This is a genomic window from Nonomuraea sp. NPDC049655 (genome assembly GCF_044465465.1).
Classification (GTDB): Bacteria; Actinomycetota; Actinomycetes; order Streptosporangiales; family Streptosporangiaceae; genus Nonomuraea.
Genome location: NZ_JBITLS010000010.1, coordinates 1 through 19,290 on the forward strand (window position 1 = coordinate 1; position 19,290 = coordinate 19,290).

Annotated in this window: 17 protein-coding genes and 1 rRNA gene; 5 read left to right on the plus strand and 13 right to left on the minus strand. The window is 72.3% G+C overall.

The window, feature by feature from the left end:
• Positions 1–206: ribosomal RNA gene (locus ACIBQ6_RS29685) — 16S ribosomal RNA — on the minus strand; the annotation flags it as partial.
• 1,007 nt (positions 207–1,213) lie between these two features.
• Between ACIBQ6_RS29685 and ACIBQ6_RS29690 the strand changes: the two genes are divergently transcribed.
• On the plus strand, positions 1,214–2,785 hold the full coding sequence (locus tag ACIBQ6_RS29690) for a glycosyltransferase family 39 protein (protein ID WP_397215907.1): 1,572 nt from the start codon (positions 1,214–1,216) through the stop codon (positions 2,783–2,785).
• 140 nt (positions 2,786–2,925) lie between these two features.
• Here ACIBQ6_RS29690 and tyrS read toward each other — a convergent pair whose 3' ends face one another.
• Entirely contained in the window at positions 2,926–4,191 is a 1,266-nt protein-coding gene (gene tyrS / locus ACIBQ6_RS29695) for a tyrosine--tRNA ligase (protein WP_397215909.1), read from the minus strand.
• Positions 4,192–4,278: 87 nt separating this feature from the next.
• Between tyrS and ACIBQ6_RS29700 the strand changes: the two genes are divergently transcribed.
• Positions 4,279–4,680: a PH domain-containing protein gene (locus tag ACIBQ6_RS29700; protein ID WP_397215912.1), complete on the plus strand. Its 402-nt coding sequence runs from the start codon at positions 4,279–4,281 to the stop codon at positions 4,678–4,680.
• Here the strand turns inward: ACIBQ6_RS29700 and ACIBQ6_RS29705 are convergent.
• From ACIBQ6_RS29705 to argC, 8 genes are all read right to left on the minus strand, one after another.
• The gene (locus tag ACIBQ6_RS29705) at positions 4,620–5,390 is read right to left on the minus strand and encodes a DNA-3-methyladenine glycosylase (protein WP_397215914.1); all 771 of its coding nucleotides are present in this window, start codon (positions 5,388–5,390) and stop codon (positions 4,620–4,622) included. The two genes, ACIBQ6_RS29700 and ACIBQ6_RS29705, sit on opposite strands and share 61 nt — an antisense overlap.
• Entirely contained in the window at positions 5,372–6,793 is a 1,422-nt protein-coding gene (gene argH / locus ACIBQ6_RS29710; RefSeq protein WP_358285899.1) for an argininosuccinate lyase, read from the minus strand. Before argH ends, ACIBQ6_RS29705 begins: the two co-directional genes overlap by 19 nt.
• Before the next feature lie 78 nt (positions 6,794–6,871).
• Positions 6,872–7,378, minus strand: a complete 507-nt coding sequence (locus ACIBQ6_RS29715) for an arginine repressor (RefSeq protein ID WP_397215916.1) — start codon at positions 7,376–7,378, stop codon at positions 6,872–6,874.
• Entirely contained in the window at positions 7,375–8,295 is a 921-nt protein-coding gene (gene argF, locus ACIBQ6_RS29720; protein WP_397215918.1) for an ornithine carbamoyltransferase, read from the minus strand. The genes ACIBQ6_RS29715 and argF overlap by 4 nt, the downstream gene beginning before the upstream one ends.
• Positions 8,292–9,458, minus strand: coding sequence for an acetylornithine transaminase (locus tag ACIBQ6_RS29725; protein WP_397215920.1), 1,167 nt, complete (start codon positions 9,456–9,458; stop codon positions 8,292–8,294). The genes argF and ACIBQ6_RS29725 overlap by 4 nt, the downstream gene beginning before the upstream one ends.
• On the minus strand, positions 9,455–10,330 hold the full coding sequence (gene argB, locus ACIBQ6_RS29730) for an acetylglutamate kinase (RefSeq protein WP_364340797.1): 876 nt from the start codon (positions 10,328–10,330) through the stop codon (positions 9,455–9,457). The genes ACIBQ6_RS29725 and argB overlap by 4 nt, the downstream gene beginning before the upstream one ends.
• Complete coding sequence (argJ, locus tag ACIBQ6_RS29735; RefSeq protein ID WP_352364964.1) at positions 10,327–11,478, minus strand: bifunctional glutamate N-acetyltransferase/amino-acid acetyltransferase ArgJ; 1,152 nt, start codon at positions 11,476–11,478, stop codon at positions 10,327–10,329. Before argJ ends, argB begins: the two co-directional genes overlap by 4 nt.
• Complete coding sequence (gene argC, locus ACIBQ6_RS29740; protein ID WP_358285886.1) at positions 11,475–12,497, minus strand: N-acetyl-gamma-glutamyl-phosphate reductase; 1,023 nt, start codon at positions 12,495–12,497, stop codon at positions 11,475–11,477. Before argC ends, argJ begins: the two co-directional genes overlap by 4 nt.
• Positions 12,498–12,661: 164 nt before the next feature.
• Here argC and ACIBQ6_RS29745 point away from each other — a divergent pair, with 164 nt between their 5' ends.
• Positions 12,662–13,201 (plus strand): hypothetical protein, encoded by a 540-nt coding sequence (locus ACIBQ6_RS29745; RefSeq protein WP_358285884.1) that lies wholly within the window; start codon positions 12,662–12,664, stop codon positions 13,199–13,201.
• A 15-nt stretch (positions 13,202–13,216) separates the two neighbouring features.
• Here the strand turns inward: ACIBQ6_RS29745 and ACIBQ6_RS29750 are convergent, their stop codons facing one another.
• From ACIBQ6_RS29750 to ACIBQ6_RS29760, 3 genes are read right to left on the minus strand one after another with little or no spacing between them, the layout of a single operon-like run.
• On the minus strand, positions 13,217–15,256 hold the full coding sequence (locus tag ACIBQ6_RS29750; protein ID WP_358285881.1) for a bifunctional aldolase/short-chain dehydrogenase: 2,040 nt from the start codon (positions 15,254–15,256) through the stop codon (positions 13,217–13,219).
• Positions 15,257–15,261: 5 nt separating this feature from the next.
• Positions 15,262–16,416 (minus strand): L-rhamnose isomerase, encoded by a 1,155-nt coding sequence (gene rhaI / locus ACIBQ6_RS29755; RefSeq protein ID WP_358285878.1) that lies wholly within the window; start codon positions 16,414–16,416, stop codon positions 15,262–15,264.
• Positions 16,417–16,426: 10 nt separating this feature from the next.
• Positions 16,427–16,744 carry an L-rhamnose mutarotase gene (locus ACIBQ6_RS29760; protein WP_397215923.1) on the minus strand — a complete coding sequence of 106 codons (318 nt, stop codon included), beginning with the start codon at positions 16,742–16,744 and terminating at the stop codon, positions 16,427–16,429.
• 133 nt (positions 16,745–16,877) lie between these two features.
• Between ACIBQ6_RS29760 and ACIBQ6_RS29765 the strand changes: the two genes are divergently transcribed.
• Together ACIBQ6_RS29765 and ACIBQ6_RS29770 are read left to right on the plus strand one after the other, a co-directional pair.
• On the plus strand, positions 16,878–17,879 hold the full coding sequence (locus tag ACIBQ6_RS29765; protein WP_397215925.1) for a LacI family DNA-binding transcriptional regulator: 1,002 nt from the start codon (positions 16,878–16,880) through the stop codon (positions 17,877–17,879).
• Positions 17,876–19,285 carry a rhamnulokinase family protein gene (locus ACIBQ6_RS29770; protein ID WP_397215928.1) on the plus strand — a complete coding sequence of 470 codons (1,410 nt, stop codon included), beginning with the start codon at positions 17,876–17,878 and terminating at the stop codon, positions 19,283–19,285. Before ACIBQ6_RS29765 ends, ACIBQ6_RS29770 begins: the two co-directional genes overlap by 4 nt.
• Positions 19,286–19,290 lie beyond the last annotated feature (5 nt).

Sequence of the window (19,290 nt, forward strand, 5' to 3'; positions counted from 1 at the left end):
ACTTTCCACCACCACCCGATGCCGGGGGCGGTCGTATCCGGTATTAGACCCAGTTTCCCGGGCTTATCCCAGAGTCAGGGGCAGGTTGCTCACGTGTTACTCACCCGTTCGCCGCTCGAGTACCCCGAAGGGCCTTTCCGCTCGACTTGCATGTGTTAAGCACGCCGCCAGCGTTCGTCCTGAGCCAGGATCAAACTCTCCAAACAATGCTTGGAAAAGTGGTTGAACCCAACCAAAAAGGAATCCGTCCATCCGCCGAAGCAGACGTGGACGGGGTTATGCATGTGTTTCATGCACTGGCTTTTAACACACTGTTGAGTTCTCAAGAAACGGACGCGTACTTCCTCACCAGAACCCGTTCCCGGATCCCCGCTCAGAGGCGTTCATTTCGTGTTCTCAATCTTAGCAGGCCCGCCGATTTCGTGTCAAATCCGGAGACTTGAACAAACCGGGCCAAACCTGTCTAGGATTGGATGCCCCGCTTCCGAGGCAACCCTCGTAACTTACCGTGTCATCCGGCACTTGTCGAATCAACCGATTATTCGGCGTGCTTCGGGCGCCAGAGGACAACCCATGCCAAAGCGCGTTGAAGCGCCTCAACCGAGGTGGCTTGTCATCTCAAGGGGCTTGTCCTGGGGCCCGTCCGCCTGATCGGCGTCCGGCTCGCTCCCGGGACGAAGTGAAAGATTAGGTCGCGATCCACGACACGTCAAATCGACGGACGGGAGCATGGCGGAACGCGGGATGAGTGTGCTCGCCACCGCGTGCTGCGCGAGCCCACCGTCGGCGAAGGCGGGCTCGCAGCGGGGGTGGGTGGCGATTGGCGGTGAGAGGGAGTGATCAGCGGGTTCGAAAGGGATTCGGGAAGGCCGGCACGGGGTGAGAGTGGGGTCGGCTCGATGTGGCGGAGGCAGTGGGGTGGGGTGGGGTGGCTCGTTCGGGCTCTGCGGGCGGGGAGCGGGAGCGACTGCAGTACTTGCTGCTCTGAGGTGCGGGGTTGTGTTCTGTGACCGGTGCTCCAGCGCGTTCGCGACGAAGGCAGTGACTGGCGTGTGGGGGCGGTGGTGAGGTCAGGTCGCTCGGACGGTTGTCGGGTTCAGAGTGCAGGGCGGGGGTTCGGAGGGGCGCGTATTCTGCCCCGGTGACCACTGCCGCCACAATTGCCCCCTCGGTTCGACCTGCGACCCGTCTGCGTTCCTCTGCCCCTTGGTGGATGGCTTTGGTCGCGGGGGCGGTGGCGTTCTCGGGGACGGGGGCGGCCACCCTGAACGGTGACGAGCTGGCCACCATCAGCGCGGCTTCCCGATCACTGGCGGGGTTGTGGGAGTTGGCCCGGAACATTGACGGGCACTTCCTGCCGTACTACCTGTTCATGCACTTCTGGATCAAGGTCGGCACGGCTGAGCTGTGGTTGCGGCTGCCGTCGGCGGTGGCGATCGGGGTGGCGGCCTGGTTTCTCGCCGACCTCGGAAGGCGGCTGCACAGTGTGCGGGCGGGCGTGATCGGGGCGGCGCTGTTCGCGATCCTGCCGTCCGTCTCCTATTACGGGGCTTTCGCCAGGTCCTACGCGTTCGCGGCCGCCGCGGTGGTGTTCTCGTTCTGGGCGCTGCGCCGGGCGGTGGAGCGGCCGAGCGGACGGAGGTGGGTGGCGTACGGGGTGGCGGTGGCGCTGGTGTGCTGCACGCATCTGTTCGCGGTGCTGGCGCTGCCCGCGCACCTCGCACTGGCGCGGCGTGGGGTCCTGGTGCGGATGGCGGTGGCGCTGGGGATCGGAGGTCTGCCCGCGGTCGTGCTGGGACTGGTCGGGTTCGGGGAGCGGCACGCGATCAGCTGGATCCCGCAGCGGGGGCCGGAGGTTTGGCTCAAGTTCCCGAAGATGGCGGCGGGCTCGACCGGGGCCGGGGTGCTGCTGTTCGCGGTCGCGCTGGCCGGCGCGGTGGTGCTCTGGAAGTCGACGGCGGGCCGCGATCAGGTGCGCGACGACGGGAGCCGGTCAGCGGGAGCTCGTCAGGCTTGGGGGCTGGGTGACGGTTCTGCGAGGGCTGAGCGGGTGGGAGGGGAAGGTGACGGTTTTGCGGGGCTTGATCCGGTGGCCGGGGAAGGTGGTCGGTGGGCTGTTGCGGGGGTGGGGTGGCTGGTGTTGCCGCCGCTGCTGCTGCTCGCGGTCTCGCAGCTGGTGACGCCGGCGTACGTGGACCGGTACCTGTTCGTGACGGCACCGGCGCTCGCGCTGCTGGCGGGGGTGGCCGTGGCGGGGGTGCCGCGGTTCCCGGTGCCGGCGGGGGTGGCCCTCGTGCTGGTGGGGGGTCTGCTCGCGGCTTCCGAGCATGTGACGGTACGCGAGGAGAACGGGCGGTTCGAGAACATCCCGTGGGCGTTGCGAGTGGTCAAGGCGGAGCCGGAGGACGCGATCGTGTACGGGCAGAGCCAGCTCCGGGCCGGGTTCGACTACTACGCGGACGCGGCGATGCCGGACGACGTACTGAAGACAGGGGACATGCCGGACGCCGACGGGTTCGGCTACCCCGAAAGGTCGGAGGTCGCGGCGGCGTTGAAGGGGCGCGACCGGGTCTGGGTGGTGTGGCGGGGCACCAAGCAGGCGGGGTTGCAGGGCGACTCCGTGCCGCGGGTGGCGCAGGTGAGGCAGGCGGGGTTCGAGCCCGTGTCGGTCAAGCACTCGGCGGATCTGCCGGGGCTGACGGTGGCCCTGTTCGAACGGAAGCCAGAACGGAAACCAGCACGGACGCCGACGCGGACGCCCACACGGACGTCAGCGCGGAAATAGAACGGACGGGCCTCCGGGGGCGTCGCCTCGCATGCGGCAGCGGGCCTCCCGGGGGGCCGCCTCGCCATGGACAGCGGGCCCCGCAAGACCCGCCCGGTCGTACGAAGCGGGCCCCGTAGGGCCCGCCTCGCCGGTGGGGATCAGGCGACCTCGACGCCGCCGATCGACTTCTTTCCGCGGCGCAGGACCATGAACCGGCCCGCCAGCAGGTCGGACGCCTCGGGCACGTACGCCTCGTCGGTGATCTTGACGTTGTTCAGGTAGGCGCCGCCCTCCTTGACCGCGCGCCTGGCCGCCGACTTCGACTCGACCAGCCCGCTGTCGGCCAGCAGGTCGACGAAGGACGCCCCGAGCTCGGCGACGGTGGCCTTGGGAACCTCCGCCAGGGCGGCCTCCAGCGTGGCGGCGGGCAGGTCCTCCAGCGACCCCTGTCCGAACAGCGCCTTCGACGCGGCCATGACCGCTTCCAGCTCGGCGCGGCCGTGGAGCAGCTCGGTGAGGTCTTCGGCCAGCGTGCGCTGGGCCTCGCGGGCGAAGGGACGCTCGGCGACCGCCTTCTCCAGCTCTTCGATCTCCTCACGGCTGCGGAACGTGAACACCTTCAGGTAGTGGATCACGTCCCGGTCGTCGGAGTTGAGGAAGTACTGGTAGAAGGCGTACGGGGAGGTCATCTCGGGGTCGAGCCAGAGCGCGCCGCCCGCCGTCTTGCCGAACTTGGTGCCGTCGGCCTTGGTGATCAGCGGCTGGGTCAGGACGTGCACGTGGCCGCCCTCGATGCGGCGGATCAGGTCGGCGCCCGCCGTGATGTTGCCCCACTGGTCGCTGCCGCCGATCTGCAGGGTGCAGTTGTAGCGGCGGAACAGCTCCAGGTAGTCGTTGGACTGCAGGATCTGGTAGCTGAACTCGGTGTAGCTGAGCCCCTCCCCCGTGAGCCTGGCCGAGACCGACTCCCTGGCGAGCATGCGGTTGACCGGGAAGTGCTTGCCGATGTCGCGCAGGAAGTCGATGGCGCTGAGCTCACCGGTCCAGTCGAGGTTGCTGACCAGGCGGGCCGGGTTGGACTCCGCGTCGAAGTCGAGGAACTTGCCGACCTGGCCGCGCAGGCGCTCCACCCACTCGGCGACGATCTCGCTGGAGTTGAGCGAGCGCTCGGTGTTGCGGCCGCTCGGGTCGCCGATCAGGCCGGTGGCGCCGCCGACCAGGCCGATCGGGTTGTGCCCGGCGAGCTGCAGGCGGCGCAGCGTGAGCAGCGGCACGAAGTGGCCGATGTGCAGGGACGGCGCTGTGGGGTCGAAACCGGAATAGACCGTGATCGGTGCCTTGGCCATGGACGCGCGCAGGGCGTCGAGGTCGGTGGACTGGGCGATCAATCCTCGCCACGCGAGGTCGTCGATGATGTCGGTCACGGTGATGTGGCTTCCCTGAGTCGGAGTCGGTGCCTTTAGCCTGCCCGATCGGTGTGCCGGCGCGCCACTTGGATACGCTCGGTGTCCATGTGGAGGGTCCGTCGCGAGCTGGCCGTTTTCAAGATCTTAGGGGCTCTGGCGTGCGCCGGGCTCGCCGTCTTCTGGTGGGTGGCCGGGGACGTGCGCGGGGTGATCCTCGCGGTGCCGGCGGCCGTGCTGGTGGGCGGGATGGGGCTGCGCGACGTGCTGGTGCCGGTGCGGCTGTCGGCCGACGCGGACGGGATCACGGTGGTGCACGGGTTCGCCGGCCGGCGGCAGGTGCCGTGGGCGGCGATCGAGGACGTCACGGTGGACGTGCGCAGGCGGTTCGGGCTGCGCAGCGAGATGCTGGAGATCGACACCGGCGACCACCTGCACGTCTTCAGCGCTCACGAGCTGGGCGTCTCCCCCACGGAGGTGGCCGCGGAGCTGCGCCGGCGCGGCACGTGAGCCCGGTACGGCGAGACGGTCGGGTCTCCGTCGATCCAGAACCGCCACGGGGTCTCCTTGGCGGTCGAGACGCCGGTGCGCGGGCCTGACTGGATCGTGCCGGGGTCGGCGGGCCGGCCTTCGAGCACGGCGGCCGACCCGTGGGGCAGGCCGGTGAGCCAGGTCGCGTGCTCCGGCCCGTGACCGAAACGCCCGGAGTGCCCGGTGAGGGGATCGAGGGCGGCGGGTGCGCCTTCCCAGATCGCGTCGAGGCCGTTGTGCTCGCGCAGCAGGCCCAGCGCGACGGCCAGCCGGGCGGGGCCGCGGGCGAGGTCACGGTCCGGGACCCGCCTGCCCCGGCCGCCGGTGGGGGTGCGGCGGGTGCGGGCCTCGTCCAGGCCGGCGACGATCTCGCCGGCGCGGACCAGCACGGCTGAGCCGTGGCCCTCGGGCAGGCAGACGAGGTTCGCGCAGAAGTGCATGCCGTAGGTGAAGTACACGTACAGGTGGCCGGGCGGGCCGAACATGACGGCGTTGCGGGGGGTTCTGCCGCGGTAGGTGTGGGCCGCCGGGTCCTCGCCGGGGCCGCCGTACGCCTCGACCTCGGTGAGCCGGACGGCGACCGGGCCGTGCACGAGGACGCGTCCGAGCAGGTCGGGCGCGACCTCGTGCGAAGGCCGGTCGAAGAAACTCCGCGGCAGCGGCGCGGCGCTCAGTTGCCCGAGGCCCATGCCGCCTGCGCGTCGACCGCCTCGCGCAGGGCGACGAGCTGGTCGCGTACGCGGTCGGGCGCGGTGCCGCCGTGGGCCTTGCGGGCCGCCAGCGCGCCGGGCACGTTGAGCACGTCGCGGACGTCGGGCGTCAGGTGCGGCGAGACCTTGGCCAGCTCGTCGTCGCTCAGGTCGCCGAGGTCCTTGTCGTTGACCTGGCACCAGACCACCAGGTGGCCGACGGCCTCGTGCGCGTCGCGGAACGGCACGCCGCGCCGCACCAGCAGCTCGGCCAGGTCGGTGGCCAGGGCGAAGCCGTCGGGGGCCGAGGCCTCCATGCGGGCGGTGTTGACGCGCATGGTCGCGACCAGCCCGGCCATCGCGGGCAGGACGAGCAGCAGCGTGTCGACCGAGTCGAACACCGGCTCCTTGTCCTCCTGCAGGTCGCGGTTGTAGGTCAGCGGCAGGCCCTTGAGCGTGGTGAGCATCGACATGAGGTTGCCGATCAGGCGGCCGGACTTGCCGCGGGCCAGCTCGGCGACGTCGGGGTTCTTCTTCTGGGGCATGATCGACGAGCCGGTGGAGTAGGCGTCGTCCATCTCGATCCAGCGGAACTCCTGCGAGGCCCACAGGACGATCTCCTCGCCCAGCCGCGACAGGTGCACGCCGATCATCGCCGCGTCGAACAGGAACTCGGCGGCGAAGTCGCGGTCGGCGACGGCGTCCATGGAGTTGGGCGCGGCGGCGGAGAAGCCGAGCTCCTCGGCCACCGCCTGCGGGTCGAGCGGCAGCGAGGAGCCCGCCAGGGCGCCGGAGCCGAGCGGGGAGACCGCGGCGCGCTTGTCCCAGTCGGTGAGGCGGTCGATGTCGCGGGTGAAGGCGTGGACGTGGGCCAGGAGCTGGTGGCCGAAGGAGACGGGCTGGGCGTGCTGCAGGTGCGTCATGCCCGGCGCGGCGGTCTCGGCGTGCTGCTCGGCCTGGGCCATCAGCGCGGTCTCCAGCTCGACCAGGCGGGAGACGATGCTGCGCACGTGGTCGCGGAGGTAGAGGCGCAGGTCGGTGGCGATCTGGTCGTTGCGGCTGCGGCCCGCGCGCAGCTTGCCGCCGAGCGAGCCGAGCCGCTCCAGCAGGCCGCGCTCCAGTGCGGTGTGCACGTCCTCGTCGGCCACGGTCGGGCGGAACTCGCCCGCCTTGCAGGCGGCCTCCAGGTCGTCGAGCGCGCCGATCATGCGCTCGAGCTCCTCGTCGCTCAGCAGCCCCGCCCTGTGCAGCACGCGGGCGTGCGCCCTGGACGCCGCCAGGTCGTACGGCACCAGCCGCCAGTCGAAGTGCACGCTCACCGACAGCCGGGCCAGCGCGTCGGACGGACCGCTCTCGAAGCGCCCGCCCCACAGCCGCATCGGCTTGCCATCACTCACCGTCATCTCCTCCATTTCCCACGCGACCATAGTGCAACTCAGCCCTTCTTTGCGTCAGGGGCGGCCGCGATCCCGGCGACCGGTTCAGCCACGCCGGTCCGCCACGCGCAGCAGCGCCTCGGCGACGGCCTGGCCGCCTGCCGGATCCCGGCTGATGACGAGGATCGTGTCGTCGCCCGCCACGGTGCCGAGGATCGACTCCCAGTCGGCGTGGTCGATGGCGGAGGCGAGGAACTGGGCGGCGCCCGGCGGGGTGCGGACCATGACCAGGTTGGCCGAGGCCTCGGCGGCCACCAGCAGCTCCTCGGCGATGCGGTGCAGCCGCGCCGCCGGGGTCTCGCCGCCGCCGGTCCTGGTGAGCGGGATGCGGTCGCCGCCCTCGCCGGGCAGCGCGTACACCAGGGAGCCGTCGTCGGCGCGCAGCTTGAGCGCGCCGAGCTCGTCCAGGTCGCGGGAGAGGGTGGCCTGGGTGACCTCGACGCCGCTCTCGGCCAGCAGCTTGGCCAGCTCCGGCTGGGAGCGCACGGCCTTGCGCTGCAGCAGGTCGGTGATCTTCGCCTGCCGCGCGGCCTTGGTCATCGGGATGGTCATCCGCGGGTCACCAGCCAGTGGAGCAGGGCCTTCTGGGCGTGCAGCCGGTTCTCCGCCTGGTCCCACACGACGCTGGCCGGCCCGTCGAGGACGTCGGCGGTGATCTCCTTGCCGCGGTAGGCGGGCAGGCAGTGCAGGACGATCGCCTCGGGCGCGGCGTGCTCCAGCAGCCCGGCGTTCACCTGGTACGGCGCGAACGCCGCCGCCCGCTCCTGCTCGCCGCTCTGTCCCATGGACACCCACGTGTCGGTGGCGATCACGTGCGCCCCCTGGGCGGCGGCGGCCGGGTCGGTCATCGCGACCACCGATCCGCCGGTCCTGGCCGCGACGGCGGCGGCCTGGCCGAGGATCACCGCGTCGGGCTGGTAGCCGGCCGGGGCGGCGATCCGGACGTGCATGCCGGCCGTGGCGCCGCCGAGCAGGTAGGAGTGGGCCATGTTGTTGGCGCCGTCGCCGACGTAGGTCAGCGTCAGCCCGGCCGTGCCGCCCAGCCGCTCGCGGACGGTCTGCAGGTCGGCGAGGATCTGGCAGGGGTGGAAGTCGTCGGTGAGCGCGTTGACGACGGGCACCGCCGAGGCGGCGGCCATCTCCTCGACGAGTCGCTGCCCGGTGGTGCGCCACACGATGGCGGCCACCTGGCGGTCGAGCACGCGGGCGATGTCGGCGGTCGGCTCGCCCCTGCCCATCAGCACCGCGACGTTGTCCACGACGAGCGGCAGGCCGCCGAGCTCGCCGATGCCGGTGTGGAAGGAGACGCGGGTGCGGGCCGAGGGTTTGTCGAACAGGACGGCGACGGTCTTCGGGCCCTCGAACGGCCGGTAGCCGAACCGGTCCTTCTTCATCGCGGCGGCCAGGTCGAGAACCTCCGCCTGCTCCTCCGGCGTCAGGTCGTCATCCCTCAGGAAATGCCGGATCACGCCGACGCCTCCTCAAGGATCGCGGGGAACGCCTCGACGAAGGCGGTCACCTCCTCGTGGGTGACCACGAGCGGCGGCGCGAGGCGGACGGCGTCCGGCTGCACGGCGTTGACCAGGAAGCCCGCCTCGGCGGCGGCCTGCTGCACCCGCGCGGACCGCTCCTCCTTCAGGACGGCGGCCAGCCACAGCCCGCGCCCGCGCACGCCCTTCAGCAGCGGGTGGCGGACGGCCTCCAGGCCGCCGCGCAGCCTGGCGGCGACCGACGTGACGTGGTCGAGGTCGAGGTTGTCCAGCACGGCCAGCGCCGCGGCGCACGAGACGGGGTTGCCGCCGAACGTCGAGCCGTGGTCGCCCTTGTCGAACAGCCGGCCGGCCTCGCCGAACCCGACGCACGCGCCGATCGGCAGGCCGCCGCCGAGGCCCTTGGCCAGGGTCAGGATGTCGGGGGTGACGCCGTCGGCCTGGTGGGCGAACCAGTGGCCGGTACGGCCGATCGCCGACTGGATCTCGTCGGCGACCAGCAGCGCGCCGGTGGCGTCGCAGATCTCGCGGGCGGCCTCGAAGTAGCCCTCGGGCGGCGGGACGACGCCGGCCTCGCCCTGCGTCGGCTCCAGGAACACCGCGATGCAGTCGCCGGTCACCGCCTCCTTGAGCGCGTCGGCGTCGCCGTAGGGGACGAAGCGCACGTCGACGGGGAACGGGCCGAACTGGTCGCGGATGGCCTTCTTGCCGGTCAGCGACAGGGCGCCGATGGTCCGGCCGTGGAAGCCGTTCTCGGCGGCCACGAAGTAGGAGCGGCCCTCGCGCTTGCCGTACTTGAGGGCGAGCTTGTAGGCGGCCTCGTTGGCCTCGGTGCCGGAGTTGGCGAAGAAGATCCGGGCGGGCGCGTCGAGCAGGCCGAGCAGCCGCTCGGCGAGCAGCACCTCGGGCTCGTGCAGGAACAGGTTGCTGGTGTGGGCGAGCGTGGCGACCTGCTTGGAGACGGCCTCGACCAGGGCGGGGTGGGCGTGGCCGAGCGAGCTGACCGCGATGCCGCCGATGAAGTCGAGGTACTCCTTGCCGTCGACGTCCCAGACGCGGGTGCCCTCGCCGCGGGCCAGGGCGATCGGGGGGACGCCGTAGTTGGGCATGAACGCCTGCTCGAACCGCTCGTGGAGGCTCATGAGGGCATCACCATGGTTCCGATTCCTTCGTTGGTGAAGATTTCCAGCAGCATCGAGTGGGGCACGCGGCCGTCGAGGACGTGCGCCTGTGGCACTCCCCCGCGCACGGCGGTCAGGCACGCCTCCATCTTGGGGACCATGCCGCTGGACAGCGTGGGCAGCAGCTTCTCCAGCTCGTCGGCGTCGAGCTGGTCGATCACGTCGGTGTCGTCGGGCCAGTTGGCGTACAGGCCCTCGACGTCGGTGAGGACGATCAGCTTCTGCGCGCCGAGCGCCACGGCCAGCGCGGCGGCCGCGGTGTCCGCGTTCACGTTGTAGATCTCTCCGTCGACGCCGGCGGCGACGCTGGAGACGACCGGGATGCGGCCGTCGTCGATCAGCGCGCGCACCGCGCCGGGATCGACCTTGACGATCTCGCCGACCTGGCCGATGTCCACCGGCTCGCCGTCGACGAGCGCGGGCTTGCGCTCGGCGGTGAACAGGCAGGCGTCCTCGCCGGACATGCCGACGGCGAACGGGCCGTGCCGGTTGACCAGGCCGACGATGTCGCGGCCCACCTGCCCGACCAGGACCATCCTGACGACCTGCATGGCCTCGGGCGTGGTGACGCGCAGGCCGGCGGTGAAGGTGGACTCGATGCCGTGCCTGTCGAGGGCGCTGCTGATCTGCGGGCCGCCGCCGTGGACGACGACCGGGCGCAGGCCGGCGTGGTGCAGGAACACGACGTCCTCGGCGAAGCCCTCCTTGAGGGACTCGTCGGTCATGGCGTTGCCGCCGTACTTGATGACGACGGTCGCGCCGTGGAAGCGGGTCAGCCAGGGCAGCGCCTCGATCAGCGCCTCGGCCTTGGTGGCCGCGGTGACGGCCCTCACGAGGAGTACGCCGAGTTCTCGTGGACGTACTCGGCGGTCAGGTCCGTGGTGTGGATCGTGGCGCTGTGGCGGCCGGCCGACAGGTCGATGGTGATCGTCACGTCCCGGGGGCGCATGTCGACCTTGGAGCGGTCGTCGCCGACGGAGCCGTCGCGGCAGATCCAGATGCCGTTGATGGCGACGTTGACGCGGTCGGGCTCGAAGGCGGCCTTCGTCGTGCCGACGGCGGCCAGGACGCGGCCCCAGTTGGGGTCCTCGCCGTGGATGGCGCACTTGAGCAGGTTGGACCGGGCGACGGTGCGGCCCACCTCGACGGCGTCGTCCTCGGAGGCGGCGCCGACGACCTCGACGGCGATCGCCTTGGAGGCGCCCTCGGCGTCCACGAGCAGCTGCCTGGCCAGGTCGGCGCAGACCTCCTGCACCTTCTGCCCGAACTCGGCCAGGTCGGGCCTGACCCCGGCGGCGCCGCTGGCCAGCAGCAGCACGGTGTCGTTGGTGGACATGCAGCCGTCGGAGTCGAGCCGGTCGAAGGTGGTCGCCGTGGCGGCGCGCAACGCCGTGTCGAGCTCCTCGCTGGTCAGGTCGGCGTCGGTGGTGATCACGCAGAGCATGGTGGCCAGGGCGGGGGCGAGCATGCCGGCGCCCTTGGCCATGCCGCCGACCATGTAGCCGTCGGCCCGCTTGAAGGAGATCTTGGAGACGGTGTCGGTGGTGCGGATGGCGTCGGCGGCGGCCAGGCCGCCGTCGCGGGAGAGCTGGCCCGCGGCGGTCTGGACGCCGGTCAGCAGGGCCTCCATCGGCAGCCGCTCGCCGATCAGGCCGGTGGAGCAGACCGCGATCTCGCCGGCGCTGTCGCCGATGACCTCGGCGACCTTCTCGGCGGTGGCGTGGGTGTCCTGGAAGCCCTCGGGGCCGGTGCAGGCGTTGGCGCCGCCGGAGTTGAGCACCACCGCGCGCAGCCGCCCGCCCGCCAGGACCTGCTGCGACCAGAGCACGGGAGCGGCCTTGACGCGGTTGGCGGTGAAGACGCCCGCGGCGGCGCGGCTGGGCCCGTCGTTGACGACGAGGGCCAGGTCGCGGGCGTCGCCGGACTTGATGCCGGCGGCGATGCCCGCGGCCCGGAAGCCCAGTGGGGCGGTGACACTCATGGAGCAACTCCTGTCAGGGGAAGGCCGAGCTCTTCCGGCAGGCCGAGGGCGAGGTTGACGCTCTGGACGGCGCCTCCGGCCGTGCCCTTGGTGAGGTTGTCGATGGCGATGACGGCGACCACGCGGCCGGCGCGCTCGTCGAGCGTCACCTGGAGGGCGGCGGTGTTGGCGCCGTACGTCATGGAGGTGGCCGGCCAGACGCCCTCGGGCAGGAGCCGGACGAACGGCTCGGCCTTGAGCGCGACCTCGTATGCGGTGCGCAGCGACTCGCGGGTGAGGCCGGGGGCGGCGGGGGCGGTGCAGGTGGCCAGGATGCCGCGGCTCATGGGGGCCAGGGTGGGGGTGAAGGAGACGCGTACGGGGGCGCCGGCGACGGCGGACAGCCCCTGCTCCATCTCGGGGGTGTGGCGGTGGACGCCGCCCACGCCGTACGCGCTGACCGACCCCATGACCTCGCTGCCCAGCAGGTGGGCCTTGGCCGCCTTGCCCGCGCCGCTGGTGCCGCTGGCGGCCACCACGACGACGTCGGGACCGGCCAGGCCCGCGGCGAAGGCGGGCCACAGGGCCAGCAGCACCGAGGTCGGGTAGCAGCCGGGGACGGCGACGCGCCGGGCCGTGCGCAGCACCTCGCGCCGGCCGGGCAGCTCGGGCAGGCCGTAGGGCCAGGTGCCGGCGTGGTCGCCGCCGTAGAACTCCTGCCAGGCCGCGGGGTCGGCGAGCCGGTGGTCGGCGCCGCAGTCGACCACGATCGTGTCCTCGCCGAGCTCGGCGGCGACGGCGGCCGAGTGGCCGTGCGGCAGCGCGAGGAAGACCACGTCGTGCCCGGCGAGCACGCCCGGCGTGGTCTCCTCCAGGACGCGGTCGGCGAGCTGCGGCAGGTGCGGCTGGTGGGCGCCGAGCAGGCTGCCGGCGTTGGAGGCCGCGGTGAGCGCGCCGATCTCGAACTCGGGATGGCCGAGCAGGAGGCGGAGCAGCTCACCTCCGGCGTAGCCGCTGGCTCCCGCGATCGCTGCTCTCATCCGGCCCTCCTGCATAACCATGCACCCTGTCTCATGACCTTGCTTGTGAAGATGATGCACTCAAGAGGATGATTATGCAAGCCGGGACGGCCCGCGCCGGTGACGGGTCCATGTCCCAGTCCTTTCCAGGCCAATCCCAAGTGGCGGGCGGGATGCTGCCGGGCATGAGCGACTTCCTGCCCGATCTCACCTTCGTCACCCCGTCGCGCGGGCCCGGTCCCGGACCGTTCGGGCGCGTCGTCATCGTGCTGCTGTGGGTGGGGATCTGCGTGCTGCCGGCGGTGCTGTCGGTCCAGGACTTCCGGCTGGCCACCGGGCGGACCGGCACGCCGGGGACGCTGACCGTGCTCTCCTGCGCCGATCTGGGCCAGGGGCGTTACGACTGCAAGGGGCGGTTCACGCCCGACTCCGGCGGCCCGTCCGTCCCGGTGGACGCCTCCCCCGACTCCGCGGCGGGCGACGTGACGCGGGCGCAGCTCACGCCCGAGGGCGACCGGGCGGCGCCGGCCGGGACCAGGGGCGTGCTGGCCGCGATGGCCCTGCCCGCGGTGGGGCTGGGCGGGATCGGGTTCCTGCCCTACGTGCTGCTCTACTGGGCCGGGGCGGGGCGGCGGGCCAGGCGGGCGGCCGTGGCGGCGGGAAGCGTGGTCACCGCCGCCGGGGCGCTGCTGATGGTGGTGGGGGTGGTGGCGGCCTACTCGTGAGGCCGCCACCCGGGCTCACCTGAGGAAGGCGGCGGCGACGCCCGCGTCCACCGGGACGTGCAGGCCCGTGGTGTGGGTCAGGTCGGAGCCGGTGAGCGCGTAGACCGCGGCGGCCACGTGCTCGGGCAGGACCTCGCGCTTGAGCAGGGTGCGCCGGGCGTAGAACTCGCCCAGGCGCTCCTCCTCCACGCCGTACACCGCCGCGCGGTTGGCGCCCCAGCCGGAGGCGAAGATGCCCGAGCCGCGCACCACGCCGTCGGGGTTGACGCCGTTGACGCGGACGCCGTGCTCGCCCAGCTCGGCGGCCAGCAGACGGACCTGGTGGGCCTGATCGGCCTTGGCCGCGCCGTAGGCGACGTTGTTCGGCCCGGCGAAGACGGCGTTCTTGGAGGAGATGTAGACGATGTCCCCGCCCATCGCCTGATCGATCAGCACCCGGGCGCATTCGCGGGAGACCAGGAACGAGCCCCGCGCCATCACGTCGTGCTGCAGGTCCCAGTCGTCCAGGCTGGTCTCCAGCAGGGAGCGCGACAACGACAGGCCGGCGTTGTTCACCACCAGGTCCACGCCGCCGAAGGCGAGCACGGCGGCCCGTACGGCGGCCACGACCTGCTCCTCGGAGGTGACGTCCACCTCCACGGCCACCGCGACGTCGGACGCCCGGTACGCCCCGGCCCCGATCTCGGCGGCGACCTTCCCTGCGGCGGCCTGGTCGCGGTCGGCGAGCACCACGCACGCGCCCTCGGCGGCCAGCCGCCGCGCGGTCGCCGCGCCGATGCCCGAGCCCGCGCCGGTGACCAGCGCCACCCGCCCGGCCAGCGGCTTCGGCTTCGGCATCCGGCGCAGCTTGGCCTCCTCCAGCTCCCAGTACTCGATCCGGAACTTCTCCGACTCCGGGATGGGCGCGTAGGCGGAGACGGACTCGGCGCCGCGCATGACGTTGATCGCGTTGACGTAGAACTCGCCGGCCACGCGAGCGGTCTGCTTGTCCTTGCCGAAGGAGAACATGCCGACGCCGGGCACCAGCACGATCGCCGGGTCCGCGCCGCGCATCGGCGGCGAGTCCGGGGTGGCGTGGCGCTCGTAGTAGGCGGTGTAGTCGGCGCGGTAGGCGGCGTGCAGCTCGCGCAGCCGGGCGACCGCCTGGTCCAGGGGCGCGTCCGGCGGCAGGTCCAGGACCAGCGGGGCGACCTTGGTGCGCAGGAAGTGGTCGGGGCAGGAGGTGCCGAGCGCGGCCAGGCGCGGGTGCTCGGCGCGGGAGAGGAAGTCCAGCACCTCCGGGGTGCCGGTGTAGTGGCCGACCTGCCGCGCGTCGGAGGAGGCCAGCCCGCGCACGACCGGGAACAGCGCGGCGGCCCGCGCGTGCCGTTCGTCCTCGGGCAGCGGCTCGTGGAGCACCGGCCCGAAGGGGTCGGGACGGCCGTTCGCGGCCAGGTACTCCTCGGCGGTGCGGATGATCTCCAGGGAGCGGGCCTCGCACTCCTGCGAGGTGGCGCCCCAGGCGGTGATGCCGTGGCCGCCGAGCACGCAGCCGATGGCCTGCGGGTTGGCCTCCTGGACGGCGGCGATGTCCAGGCCGAGCTGGAAGCCGGGCCGCCGCCACGGCACCCACACCACGCGGTCACCGAAGACGCGCCGGGTCAGCTCCTCGCCGTCGCGGGCGGTGGCCAGGGCGATCCCGGCGTCGGGGTGCAGGTGGTCCACGTGGGCGGCCTCGACCAGGCCGTGCATGGCGGTGTCGATCGAGGGGGCGGCGCCGCCCCTGCCGTGCAGGCAGTAGTCGAAGGCGGCGACCATCTCGTCCTCGCGCTCGACGCCGGGGTAGACGGCGGCCAGCGCGCGCAGGCGGTCCAGGCGCAGGACGGCCAGCCCCGCCTCCTTGAGCGTGCCGAGGTCGCCGCCGGAGCCCTTGACCCAGAGCAGGTCGACGTCCTGGCCGGTGACCGGGTCGGCGGCGCGGCCCTTGGCGGAGGTGTTGCCGCCGGCGAAGTTGGTGTTGCGCGGGTCGGCGCCCAGGCGGTGGGAGCGGTCCAGGAGCTCGTTGATGACGTCCATGATGGTCAGGCCCCCCAGCCGGCCTGCGTGCCGCCGACGCGCTCGGCAGCGATTTTCTCGAAATATCCGGACTTGGCGTACGCGGCCATCGGGTCGGGCGCGAGGCCCGTCTCCTCGCGCAGTTCGGCGAGCAGCGGCCGCACGTCGGTGTTGTAGGCGTCCATGAGCACGGCGTTCGCGCCCAGCACGTCTCCCCCGGCCTGGGCGGCGGCCAGCGCGTCCCGGTCGACGAGCAGCGCCTTGGCCGTGGCCTCCTGGACGTTCATGACCGAGCGGATCTGGCCGGGGATCTTGGGCTCGATGTTGTGGCACTGGTCGAGCATGAACGCCACGCCCGCCGCCAGACCGCCTCCGCGCACGACCTCGTACATGATGCGGAAGAGCTGGAACGGGTCGGCCGCGCCCACCATGAGGTCGTCGTCGGCGTAGAAGCGGGAGTTGAAGTCGAAGCCGCCGAGCTTCCCCTCGCGCAGCAGGAACGCCACGATGAACTCGATGTTGACGCCCGGCGCGTGGTGGCCGGTGTCCACGACGACCTGCGCCTTGGGGCCGAGCCTGAGGCAGTGGGCGTAGGCGGTGCCCCAGTCGGGCACGTCGGTGGTGTAGAAGGCGGGCTCGAACAGCTTGTACTCCAGCAGGAAGCGCTGTCCCTCGCCGAGCCGGGCGTACACCGCGGACAGGGCCTCGGCCAGGCGGTCCTGGCGGGCGCGGATGTCGTCCTGGCCGGGGTAGTTGGTGCCGTCGGAGAACCAGAGCTTGAGGGTGTCCGAGCCGGTGGCGTCCATGATGTCCACGCACTCCAGCAGGTGCGCCAGCGCCTTGCGGCGGATCGCCGGGTCGGGGTTGGTGACGCTGCCGAGCATGTAGGCGTCGTCCTGGAAGACGTTGGAGTTGATCGCGCCGATGCCGACGCCGAGCTCGCGGGCGTGGGCGGCCAGGTGGCCGTAGTCGGCCACCTTGTCCCAGGGGATGTGCAGGGCGACCGTGGGCGCGACGCCGGTGTGGGCGTGCACCTGGGCGGCGTCGGCCAGTTTCTCGTACGGGTCGCGCGGCACGCCCCGCTGCGCGAACACCTTGAACCGGGTGCCGCTGTTGCCGTACGCCCACGAGGGCGTCTCGATGTGCAGCGCGCGCAGGGCGGCCTTGATGTCAGTGGTCATGACTTCCCGATCAGTCCAGGTGGAACACTTCGTCCAGCGGCCGCATGCCCTCGTCGGGCCGGCCGTCGAGGTCTTCGAAGAAGGGCGCCATCTCGGCCTGCCAGCGGGCGTTGACCTCGGCGGCCTCCATCGCCTTCCTGGCGGCCTCGAAGTCGGCGGTCTCCAGGTAGCCGACCAGCAGGCCGTCGTCGCGCAGGAAGAGCGAGTAGTTGTGCCAGCCGGCGCGGCGCAGCGCGTCGAGCATGTCCGGCCAGACGGCCCGATGGCGTTCGCGGTACTCCGCCAGCCGCTCGGGACGGACCTTGAGCAGGAAGCAGACGCGTCGCACGGTCACCCCTCTTCAAAACGTTTTAATCTGTCGCGGAGGAAACTACGATCACATGGGGGCGCTGTCAATGCGTCGCCCGGTCAGATCGACGGCACTGGCCAACTTCACCGTTGGTACGTTTTAATGTGGCGCCATGGCCATGGTCAGCATCAAGGACGTCGCCGCCCGCGCCGGCGTCTCCCCCGGGACGGTCTCCAACGTCCTGAACAGACCGGCGAAGGTCGCCCCGGCGACCCGCGAACGGGTGGAGGCCGCGATCCGGGAGCTCGGGTTCGTCCGGCACGGCTCGGCCTCGACCCTGCGCGCCGGCCACAGCAGGACGATCGGCCTGAGCGTCATCGACATCGGCAACCCGTTCTTCACCGAGGTCGCCGCCGGGGTCGAGGACGTCGCCAGCGAGCTGGGCTACGCGGTGATCCTCGGCAACTCGGCCGGCTCCCCGGACAAGGAGCAGCGCAACCTCGGCGTGCTGGCCGAGCAGCGGGTGCGCGGCGTGCTGATCACCCCGTCCGGCGAGGACCCGGCCCGGCTGGACCGGCTGCGCGAACGCGGCATCAGCGTCGTGCTCGTCGACCATCCGGCCCACCGGCCCGACCAGTGCGCGGTCGCGGTGGACGACGTCGCGGGCGGCCGGGCCGCGGTCCGGCACCTGCTGGCCAGGGGCGGGAACGGCGTGGCGTACGTGACCGGGCCGCTGACCATCCGGCAGTGCGCCGAGCGGCGGCGCGGCGCGGCGCAGGCGCTGGCCGCGGCCGGGCTCGACCCCGCCTCGCTGCGGCTGGTCGGGGCGGCCGCGATGACCGCCCGCGCGGGTGAGAAGGCCGCCGCCGACCTGATGGCGGACGGCCTGCCCGAGGCCGTGTTCTGCGCCAACGACCTGCTCGCGCTGGGCGTGCTGCGGGCCCTGCTGCGCGCCGGGGTGCGGGTGCCCGACGACGTGGCGCTGATGGGCTACGACGACATCGAGTTCGCCGCCGCCTCGGCCGTGTCGCTCAGCTCGATGCGGCAGCCGACGTACCAGCTCGGCCGCATCGCCACCGAGCTGCTGCTGGACGAGTGCGACAACCCGGCCGAGCACGCCCACCAGCACATCATGTTCCAGCCCGAACTGGTCGCGAGGGAGTCCACCCAATGAGCCGATTCGCCGCCGTGGACCTGGGCGCCTCCAGCGGCCGGGTGCTGGTCGCCGACCTGTCGGACGGGCTCGCCACGTCCGTGGTCCACCGCTTCCCCAACGGCCCGGTCCGCCTGGCCGGCCGCCTCCACTGGGACGTCCTGGGCCTCTACCGCGAGATCCTGGCCGGTCTGCGCGCGGCCGGGCCGGTCACCTCGATCGGGGTCGACTCCTGGGCCGTCGACTACGGCCTGCTGGACGAGACCGGCGCGCTGCTCGGCAACCCGGTCCACTACCGCGACGACCGTACGCGGGGGGTGGCCGGGCAGGTGGCCGAGCTGATCGGGGCCGAGGCGCTGTACGCGGTGTCCGGGCTGCAGGTGCTCCCGTTCAACACGATCTACCAGCTCCTGGCCGACCGGCTGGACGGGGCCGCGACGATGTTGCTCGTCCCCGACCTGATCGGCTACTGGCTGACCGGCGAGATCGGCGCCGAGGTGACCAACGCCTCGACCACCGGCCTGCTCGACGTGCGCACCCGGTCCTGGGCGGTGCCGCTGATCGGCCGGCTGGGCCTGCCGGAGGGGATCTTCCCCCGGTTGCGGCAGCCGGGCGAGCCGATCGGCGGGGTGCGCCGCGACGTCGCGGCGGAGATCGGCTTCTCGGCGCCGGTGCGGGCGGTGGCCTCGCACGACACCGCCTCGGCCGTGGCCGCCGTGCCGGCCGCCGGGCCCGCGTTCGCCTACGTCTCGTGCGGCACCTGGTCGCTGGCCGGGGTGGAGCTGCCCGCCCCCGTGCTCACCGAGGCGGGCCGGGCGGCCAACTTCACCAACGAGGCCGGGATCGACGGCACCGTCCGCTACCTGCGCAACGTCATGGGGCTGTGGCTGTTACAGGAGTGCCTGCGGGCCTGGCCCGGCTCCTCGCTGGAGGACCTGCTGGCGGCGGCGGCGCGCGAACGTCCGTTCGCCGCCGTGGTGGACCCCGACCTGCCGGTGTTCCTGCCGCCGGGCGACATGCCCGCGCGGATCGCCGCCGAGTGCCGCCGCACCGGGCAGCGGCCCCCCTCGACGCCGGCGGGCATCGTCCGCTGCGTGCTGGAGAGCCTGGCGCTCGGGCACCGCAACGCGATCCGGCAGGCGATGGAGCTGTCCGGCCGCGAGGTGGAGGTCGTGCACCTGGTGGGCGGCGGGTCGCGCAACGAGCTGCTGTGCCGGTTCACCGCCGACGCCTGCGGGCTGCCGGTCGTGGCCGGGCCGGCCGAGGCGACCGCGCTCGGCAACGTCCTGGTGCAGGCGCGCACGGCCGGGCTGGTCGCCGACCTGGCCGGGATGCGCGCGCTGGTGGCCGACACGCAGGAGTTGCGCCGGTACGAGCCCTCCGGCGACGCCGCCGCCTGGACGGAGGCCGCCGCCCGCCTGGCCTGACGCCA

What these genes read in the sequence shown, in the direction of transcription:
- ACIBQ6_RS29690 (WP_397215907.1), top strand. Translation starts at nt 1,214, where the DNA reads ATGGCTTTGGTCGCGGGGGCGGTGGCGTTCTCGGGGACGGGGGCGGCC.
- ACIBQ6_RS29700 (WP_397215912.1), top strand. Translation starts at nt 4,279, where the DNA reads ATGTGGAGGGTCCGTCGCGAGCTGGCCGTTTTCAAGATCTTAGGGGCT.
- ACIBQ6_RS29705 (WP_397215914.1), bottom strand. Translation starts at nt 5,390, where the DNA reads ATGGGCCTCGGGCAACTGAGCGCCGCGCCGCTGCCGCGGAGTTTCTTC.
- argH (WP_358285899.1), bottom strand. Translation starts at nt 6,793, where the DNA reads ATGACGGTGAGTGATGGCAAGCCGATGCGGCTGTGGGGCGGGCGCTTC.
- ACIBQ6_RS29715 (WP_397215916.1), bottom strand. Translation starts at nt 7,378, where the DNA reads ATGACCATCCCGATGACCAAGGCCGCGCGGCAGGCGAAGATCACCGAC.
- ACIBQ6_RS29725 (WP_397215920.1), bottom strand. Translation starts at nt 9,458, where the DNA reads ATGAGCCTCCACGAGCGGTTCGAGCAGGCGTTCATGCCCAACTACGGC.
- argJ (WP_352364964.1), bottom strand. Translation starts at nt 11,478, where the DNA reads ATGAGTGTCACCGCCCCACTGGGCTTCCGGGCCGCGGGCATCGCCGCC.
- argC (WP_358285886.1), bottom strand. Translation starts at nt 12,497, where the DNA reads ATGAGAGCAGCGATCGCGGGAGCCAGCGGCTACGCCGGAGGTGAGCTG.
- ACIBQ6_RS29745 (WP_358285884.1), top strand. Translation starts at nt 12,662, where the DNA reads ATGAGCGACTTCCTGCCCGATCTCACCTTCGTCACCCCGTCGCGCGGG.
- ACIBQ6_RS29750 (WP_358285881.1), bottom strand. Translation starts at nt 15,256, where the DNA reads ATGGACGTCATCAACGAGCTCCTGGACCGCTCCCACCGCCTGGGCGCC.
- rhaI (WP_358285878.1), bottom strand. Translation starts at nt 16,416, where the DNA reads ATGACCACTGACATCAAGGCCGCCCTGCGCGCGCTGCACATCGAGACG.
- ACIBQ6_RS29765 (WP_397215925.1), top strand. Translation starts at nt 16,878, where the DNA reads ATGGCCATGGTCAGCATCAAGGACGTCGCCGCCCGCGCCGGCGTCTCC.
- ACIBQ6_RS29770 (WP_397215928.1), top strand. Translation starts at nt 17,876, where the DNA reads ATGAGCCGATTCGCCGCCGTGGACCTGGGCGCCTCCAGCGGCCGGGTG.